Source organism: Pseudofrankia coriaricola (assembly GCF_032027725.1).
In the GTDB taxonomy this organism is placed as follows: Bacteria; Actinomycetota; Actinomycetes; order Frankiales; family Frankiaceae; genus Pseudofrankia.
Window position 1 is genome coordinate 103,529 of the sequence record NZ_JASNFO010000035.1, and the last position, 7,163, is coordinate 110,691.

Annotated in this window: 9 protein-coding genes; 4 read left to right on the forward strand and 5 right to left on the reverse strand. The window is 70.2% G+C overall.

Features of this window, described 5'->3' with window-relative positions; translation table 11 throughout:
• Window positions 1-7: 7 nt before the first annotated feature.
• On the reverse strand, window positions 8-1,321 hold the full coding sequence (locus QOZ89_RS19885; protein WP_312624444.1) for a substrate-binding protein: 1,314 nt from the start codon (window positions 1,319-1,321) through the stop codon (window positions 8-10).
• A gap of 189 nt (window positions 1,322-1,510) precedes the next feature.
• Between QOZ89_RS19885 and QOZ89_RS19890 the strand changes: the two genes are divergently transcribed.
• The 3 genes from QOZ89_RS19890 (at window position 1,511) to QOZ89_RS19900 (ending at window position 3,650) form a co-directional block, all read left to right on the forward strand.
• On the forward strand, window positions 1,511-1,633 hold the full coding sequence (locus QOZ89_RS19890; RefSeq protein WP_274536603.1) for a hypothetical protein: 123 nt from the start codon (window positions 1,511-1,513) through the stop codon (window positions 1,631-1,633).
• Window positions 1,634-1,881: 248 nt separating this feature from the next.
• Window positions 1,882-2,199 (forward strand): metalloregulator ArsR/SmtB family transcription factor, encoded by a 318-nt coding sequence (locus QOZ89_RS19895; RefSeq protein WP_198543485.1) that lies wholly within the window; start codon window positions 1,882-1,884, stop codon window positions 2,197-2,199.
• A gap of 17 nt (window positions 2,200-2,216) precedes the next feature.
• Window positions 2,217-3,650, forward strand: a complete 1,434-nt coding sequence (locus QOZ89_RS19900; protein WP_312624450.1) for an ABC transporter substrate-binding protein — start codon at window positions 2,217-2,219, stop codon at window positions 3,648-3,650.
• Between the two features lie 28 nt (window positions 3,651-3,678).
• Here QOZ89_RS19900 and QOZ89_RS19905 read toward each other — a convergent pair whose 3' ends face one another.
• Together QOZ89_RS19905 and QOZ89_RS19910 are read right to left on the reverse strand one after the other, a co-directional pair.
• Window positions 3,679-3,966 carry a hypothetical protein gene (locus QOZ89_RS19905; protein WP_071052210.1) on the reverse strand — a complete coding sequence of 96 codons (288 nt, stop codon included), beginning with the start codon at window positions 3,964-3,966 and terminating at the stop codon, window positions 3,679-3,681.
• 89 nt (window positions 3,967-4,055) lie between these two features.
• Window positions 4,056-4,604 carry a hypothetical protein gene (locus QOZ89_RS19910; RefSeq protein WP_312624451.1) on the reverse strand — a complete coding sequence of 183 codons (549 nt, stop codon included), beginning with the start codon at window positions 4,602-4,604 and terminating at the stop codon, window positions 4,056-4,058.
• Between the two features lie 106 nt (window positions 4,605-4,710).
• Between QOZ89_RS19910 and QOZ89_RS19915 the strand changes: the two genes are divergently transcribed.
• A complete protein-coding gene (locus QOZ89_RS19915) occupies window positions 4,711-5,235 on the forward strand; it encodes a TetR/AcrR family transcriptional regulator (RefSeq protein ID WP_083419538.1) in 525 nt (174 codons plus the stop codon).
• A 472-nt stretch (window positions 5,236-5,707) separates the two neighbouring features.
• Here QOZ89_RS19915 and QOZ89_RS19920 read toward each other — a convergent pair whose 3' ends face one another.
• Together QOZ89_RS19920 and QOZ89_RS19925 are read right to left on the reverse strand one after the other, a co-directional pair.
• Window positions 5,708-5,899, reverse strand: a complete 192-nt coding sequence (locus QOZ89_RS19920; RefSeq protein WP_071052213.1) for a hypothetical protein — start codon at window positions 5,897-5,899, stop codon at window positions 5,708-5,710.
• A 67-nt stretch (window positions 5,900-5,966) separates the two neighbouring features.
• Window positions 5,967-7,163 (reverse strand): hypothetical protein (locus tag QOZ89_RS19925; RefSeq protein WP_312624453.1); only part of this gene is annotated, 1,197 nt, incomplete at its 5' end.

Below are 7,163 nucleotides of genomic sequence, written 5' to 3' on the forward strand. Positions count from 1 at the left end.
ATCCCGGTCAGGCGTCGCAGGGTTCCTCGGGCGTGACACCCTCGTAGGTCTGGACGATTTTTGTCGTGCCGTCGGACTGGGTCTGCGCGATGTAGATGGGCTGAGTGGCATACCGGTTGACGCCGAAGGTGACCTTTCCGGCGGGAGCGTCAAGGCTCATGCCCTTCAGCTTCTCCGTGACCTTGGCGACGTCGGTGCCACCGGCGGCATTCGCGGCCTGCGCCCAGGCCTTGATGGCGACGTATGTCTGCTCCGACAGCGACGTCACCGGCGAGGCGTCGGCACCGAACTTCTGCCGGTACGCGGCCAGGAAGGCGGTGTTGGTCGGGTTGTCGACCTCCTGGAAGTAGCCGAGCGAGGTATACATGCCGGCCGCCACCCGGGCACCCATGGCGGCGCGGGTGTTGTCCTCGTACAGCACGCTCAGCCGCTGGACCTCGTCGTTACCTAGCCCGGCGTCGTAGGCCTGCTTCTCGAACGTGATCCCGTCGCCGCCGACCAGGGCCGGCAGCAGCAGGTCCGGGCCAGCCTTCTGCACCTTCTGGATGACCGACTGGAAGTCGGTGGTCCCCAGCGGGGTGTAGTCCTCGCCAACCACCTCGCCACCGGCGGCGGTGATGTAGCGCTTGGCCGCCTCGAAGCTCTTGCGTGGCCAAACGTAGTCGTTGCCCAGCAGGTACCAGCGCTTCTTACCGGTCTGCTGCATCACCCACGGGATCGTCTTGGCGAGCTGCTGGCTGGGCACCTCACCATTGGCGAACATCACCGCATTGCAGGCACCGCCCTCGAACACCGGGGTGTACAGATACAGCGTCTTGGCCTGCACCGCGACCGGCAGCGCCGCCTCCCGGGTTGCCGAGTTGTGCATCCCGACCACCACCGATGCGCCGTCGCTCTGCACCAGCCGGCGCATCACCTGCTTGCCGGTGTCGGGGTTGCCGGCGTCGTCGCCAACAACCAGACGCACCTTCCGCCCGCCCACCCCGCCCGCCGCGTTGATCTCATCGATCGCGAGCTCGGCGACGTTCTTCGTCGGCGGGCCGAACAGTCCCGCCGGTCCGGTCATCGTCGTCAACAGACCAACCGTGATCTCACCGGATCCGCCTGCTGGAGCGGCGGCATCCGCGGCGCCGGTGCCGCCATCGCTGGAGCACGCTCCGACCACCAGCGCCAACGCCCCGGCTGCCGCCGCCAGGACCCCCCGCCGCAAGACTTCAGACGTCATGGCACCTCTCCATCGGAAAACAGGTAAACGCACGTTAGCACGTTTTCTTGATCTGTGGGCCGCGCTGTCCGCGGCGTGGGCGCGGCGCGGGTTCATCCCGCTCTACGACCGCGGCCAGCTGGCGGTCGACCTCGGGCTGACGCTGCCGCTCGGCGGGGAGGCGATCAGCGACTTCCAGGGCCTGCGGCACCTGGCTCCGGTGACGGGCCCGGTGGCGTCGACCCCGACGGCTGATCGGCGACATCACCGTCGGGGACTGCCTGGAGCTCGCGCTGCTGCAGGGCGGTGCCCGCCCGGCTCACCCACGGCCAGCGGAAACGCTGGCTGCACCTGCGCGCGGACTGGCCCTGGCTCGACGCCGTCCTCGGCAGCTGGACACGCGTCAAGGCACTGCCCACGAAGACCTGAACCACCCGTCGCCCTGCCCCCGCGACCACGAAACACCTCTCCGGGCCGTGGACCCGGCGCGGCGACGCGACCGTCGCACCCCACCCCTGCCTACATACAGGAACCTAGATCAAAAACGCCGGTCGCCGATCACACGGGGCACCCCGCCAACCCCGTGAACGATCCAGGCCGGCAGCGGTGGCGAGGCGACAGGCGTGGCCCCAATGCGGTAACGTGCAAACGACTATTTACCTGATTGCGGGGTGACGATGACCATGGCGGAGCCCGAGTACGCCTTTGCCGCGCTGGCGGATCCGACACGCCGTGCGATCCTGCGCATCCTGCGCAAACGTGATTCCCTGACGGTCGGCGCGCTCGCCGAGGAGTTTCCGGACATCACGCGGGCGGGCGTCTCGGCCCACCTGCGCGTGCTACGCCACGCCCGGTTGGTCGAAGAGAAGCGAAGCGGAAAGTACCGCGTCTATTCGCTTGGCCCGAACCGCGCCGACGAGGTAGTGAAATTCCTGTCCGAGGTCTACCGGCAGTCGCTCGAAGACCTGCAGAATCCCCGCCAAGACGAAGGCTAGAGGCAGGTGCTTTCCCGATGGGCGATCTCGTCCTGACCGCGGAGCGATCCGTTGCGGAACCGCTCGCGTCAGCGTTCGAGCGTTTCGGCCATGCCTCGGGCGGCGGATGGCTGTTCGGCCTGTCCTGCGACGTGGTGGCGCCCGGCGCCGTGGTCCGGTTCTCGATGCCCGGTCCGGCCAGCCAGGCACCGATCCAGTCAACCGGGCGCATCGTCGAGGTCGACTCCGGGCGCCGGCTCGTCCTGCACCAGGAGTCGCCCTGGCGGAGCCGGGTGGTCCTCACTTTCGATCCCGACGGTGCCGGCACCCGGGTCCGGCTGCGCGCCGTCCTCGCCGACGACTGCGTGCCTTGGCTGATGCGGGCGAGTGGCCTGGAGGTACCGGAACCGGCCGAATTCGGCCGCGCGGTCCGCGTCGGCGTGCTGCTCCCACTGTCGGGCGCCGCGGGCGTGTTCGGGCGCGCGGCGCACAACGCCGGCGAGCTCGCGGTCGACGAACTCAACGCCGACGGCGGCATCCGCGGCGTGCCGTTGCGGCTGTACGTCGGCGACGACGGCACCAACAGAGCCACCGCGAGGCGCGAGTTCATCCGCCTCGTCGATCTCGTAGGCTGCGACGTGGTGATCGCCATGACGACGTCGGAGTCGATGGCGGCGGTCCGGCCGCTGGCCGAGGCCCGCGGAACGCTCCTGCTGCACGCGCCAGCCAGCGAGGGCGGGCCGGCCGGCGACCGGATCTTTTACCTCGGCGAGCGCCCCGCCGACCAGCTCGAGCACTCCGTTCCGCTGCTGATGGCCGAGACCGGTGGCCGAGGCTGGTTCATCGTCGGCAACGACTACTCGTGGCCGCGCAGCGTCGCCCGGGCGGCACGGCGGGTCATCGACGACGCCGGTGGCGTCCTGCTCGGCGAGCGCTATCTACCCTTCGGTTGCCAGGACTTCACCGCTGTACTGACGGCCATCCAGGCCACCGGCGCCGACCATCTCATCTCGGCACTGGTCGGCACCGACGCCGTCGCGTTCGAGCGGGCATCCTTCGCCGCCGGGCTGCGCGCTCGGGTGCGGACGATCGCCATGCTCGTCGACGACGTCTGCCGCGAGCACATCGGCGACGATGCCGCGACGGGCATCTGGTCGGTCCTCGACCACTTCACAGCGCTCGACGACGTCGACAACCAGCGCCTGCAACGGCGATGGCGGCAACGGTTCGGTCTGTTCTCACCCCCGCTGTCGAGCACGGCGAAGTCGGTATACGACGTCGTGCGGCTCTACGCCGGCGCTGCGCGCGCAGCCCGCTCGGTGGACCCGACCGACGTCGCACGCACGCTGCGCATTTCGCGCGGCCGCGGCCGCGCAGGCGCGATGCTGCCGCGGGTGCTCGGCGAACCGCGCCGTACCTGCATCGCCGAGGCGGTGCAGGGAGGCTTCGTCGTGCGTGAAGCGCCGGCCTAGCGCCTCGCGACGATGGTTGTCAGGCAGCCTAACTGACCGTGCCGGGCGAGGGAGGCGACGTCCGTGACTGCCCCGCCCACCGGGCCGCAATGCGGTAGGCCGTGAGCGAATCGAGGGCGGCCTGGCCAAGGACGAGTACCGGGTCGCGCTCGTCGCCTGGGGAACGTAGGGCGGCCGCGACCTTCTCGAGTTCGACGGCGATGGCCAGCGGGGTCGGGTAGCTCCCGACCGCCTCGCGGATCCAGGCGAGCGCGGCCGCGTACGCGGTGTCGAAGTGGACCCTGCGCGCGTGCCGTTCCGTGGGAAGAGAGGTCACCAGCCGGGTCTCCGCCGCCCGAAAAAGCCCGGCCAAGCGATCATTGAGGACAGAGCCGCAGGTCAGACACTCCCTCCGAAACCGAGAGTTCAGCGATGCTGGCCGCTCAAGGTGGCACTTGGCGCCTGGGGCACGGTTCGCGTCCTGCGTCGCCCGGTCCTGCGCATCTGGGCCCGCAGTAGCCGGACTCGACGTGAATATGTCGCGGGCCGGGCGACCGCTCCGGTCAGGATGCGCTCGGCGTTGTCGAGGGCGTCTTCCACCAGAGCGTCATGCAGATGCGACCAGACCAAGGGCCATCCCAGCCGCATCGCCCCGGTCGGACGGCCGGTCAGTTCGTGGCGGAACTCCACCGTGCCCGGTCCGGTCGCCGAGACCTCGAAGGCGTGGGTGCCGCGCAGCCCCACACTCGGGTCGAAGCGAAACGTGACGGCGCGTCCTGGCTGGTATGCCTCGACCGTGTACCGGATCGGGCCGTGCCCGCCGGTCGCCCCCTGACCCAGTGGCCGGTCCAGGCGTTGCGCGGGCCAGCGGTCGCTCGGCCAGAGCCGGTCGTCGTCGCTCGACAGGCCGTCCAGCAGAGCGCCCGCGGCGTCGAGGTCGGCCTGCAGGGTTCGCGCATGAACACTGAAGATCATCACACACCTCCCGATCCGGGAGCGCCATACGGTACCGTATGGCCGCTGCTCCGTACGGTACCGTATGGAGGTGGCTGGGAACAGTAGTAGCGGTCTAACTCGCGCAATGTGGATCGATGCCGCGCTCGACGCCCTCGCGCGGGGAGGCGTCGCAGCCGTGGCCGTCGAATCCATCGCCACGCGCCTGAAGGCCACCAAGGGAAGCTTCTACTGGCACTTCACCAACCGAGACGCGCTGGTCGTCGCCGCACTCGAGGAGTGGGAACGGCGGAACACCGCCGACGTGATTGCCGATCTGGAGGCGCATAGCCATCCAGCGGTCCAGCTCAGGGAGCTGTTTCACCGGGCCTTCGGCAGTGCTCACATCAACGCGGTCGACGCCGCCGTGCTGGCGGACGCGGAGTCGCCCCTCGTCGCGCCCGTGCTCGACCGGGTGACCCGACGGCGCCTGGCCTACCTGGAACGCGCCTACAGCGGCCTCGGACTGTCCCCGGCGGACGCCCAGCGCCAGGCACTGCTCGCCTACACCACCTACCTCGGCGTGTTCTCCCTGCGCCGAGCCGCGCCCGGCCTCATATCCGACGACGACCTGATGGTGGCACTCGAACCGCTGCTCTCACCACGGACGTAAAAGAGTGTCCGCGCGCGTGCCCGTGTTCTCCGCGCGCGGCCGAACAGCCCCTAGGTCACCGCATCCTCTTCAGCCAGCCCAGCGTCACCACTGAGAATGGAACAGAGCCGTAGGTCAGCGACTCCCTGTCGGTGCGGCAACGCTGGTCGGCCGGGCGCGTGGCCCCGAAAGCGCGGCGTTGTGTCGCCCCGGCGGGAGCCGTTCTCAAGGCCGGCGCGGTGCGCGGCTTCGAAGACCACCGCAGGCACCTCGTCGGCCCGGCGCCGACGGCGATCGGACGCACTTGCCGGAGCCGTCACGCGTCGTCCCGGCCACCGAGCCACCCGCGGGGTCGGCCGCGGAGGTTGTAGTAGCGGCCGTTCGGATCCGAGGGCGGCGCGCCGCCGACCTCCGGCTCCGAGCGGTGTTCTCCCGAGGACTCCGGGTTGTCAGTCCTGGTCGTCGAGGAGCTTCGCGGCAGCCTTGGGCATGATCACTCGTCCCAGTCGCCGGCGCCGCCAAGTTCCGCGATCCGCTCGGGCGTCATCCTGGTCAGGGCGGCGACGCTTGCGCTGAGCGAGCCGTCGAGGACGCGCATCGACTCGACCATCCCGCTGCGGACTTCCTCGCGGCGCAGGTCGAGGTAGGCCCGCGTCGCCTCGGCGACGAAGTCCTTCTTCGACATGGCGAATGGCCGTCCGCTATCCGCCGCGCCGCTTTAGAGCGATGTTCCGAGGGCTACCTGCGAGGAGTCAGGTCATGCAGGGTGCTCCGAGGTCGGGCCGGTCGAGGTTGTCCGCGACGGCGGCGAGCGACGCTGCGAGAAGGTGTTCGGGGAGGTCTGTCTGTTCGGCGTGCCAGCGGATCCAGTCGGGTAGCAGGGCGCTGGCCTCCTTGGTGACGGGGTCGTCGACCCAGTCGCTGATCAGGCCTCGGATGTGGCGGACCCGGTGGGGTGAGGCCGCGTGCCAGGTGCCCGGAAGCCGTCCTTCGATCCACTCGTAGGCAAGGGCGTCAAGGGGCTCGGGGGCAGGCGGGTTGCCGTGCCGGTCGCTGTACCAGGTGGCGAACGCGTCGACGAGCGGGCCTGCGTCGAGGTCGCGGTGAAGGTTGGTCGCGCGGGGCAGCGGGGTGCCGCGGCGGCGTAGCGCGTCGGCGAGCTCATGCAGGCGGCGGCTGGTCCGGAACCAGTTGTCCAGCGCCGAGTCCGACTCGTCGCCCTGGAAGATCTCGCCCCCATGGTCGGCGTACGCCAGGCAGACCAGTTCGTCGGCGCGCTGCGCCGCGGCGGGCTCGGCGTCGCTCGCGGACTCGCCGGCGAAGGCTCGCCACGCTGCGACGGCCTGGGCGACGTCGTCGTACACGCCAGCGTTGACGACGGTCACCATGCCGCAGGCATCGACGTCGAACAGGAACACCGACGGGTCGACCCCGCCCGGGTAGGTGAAGCCCGCGATCACCCCGATCCGGCTGCCGTAGGCATCACACAGGTGCCAGACCTCCCCGGTGGAGGACAGACGGCGCATCGCCGGCAGCCAGCGCGCCTCGCCCCGCCCGCCAGCACGGGCGACCTTGGCGGCGAGGCGTCGGGCCGCGGTGGTCGCGCCGGAGGCGAGCGCGGGCGAGCCGATCGCGGCCAGGCCGTGCAGCAGCCGCCACGGCCCCTCCCAACCAGTGCCACCGCGGTCGAGTTCGTCATGAATCCGGGCCGCGGTCGCCTCGGTGAGCTGCGCGAACCACCAGTCGACCCACAACCCCCGGCGAACGTCGCGCACGGCGTGGCGGATCTGCCCACCGACCAGCTCGACGGTCGCCTCCTCCAGCACACGGGGCCCATCGGCGGCCAGAACCGCGCCAGAGCCGTCGAGGACAGCCGTGATCGTCGGATCGAACCAGGCCGGCCTCTCCCGAGAACCCACGAACAGGTCCACCGGCGAGACCTCTGCCGC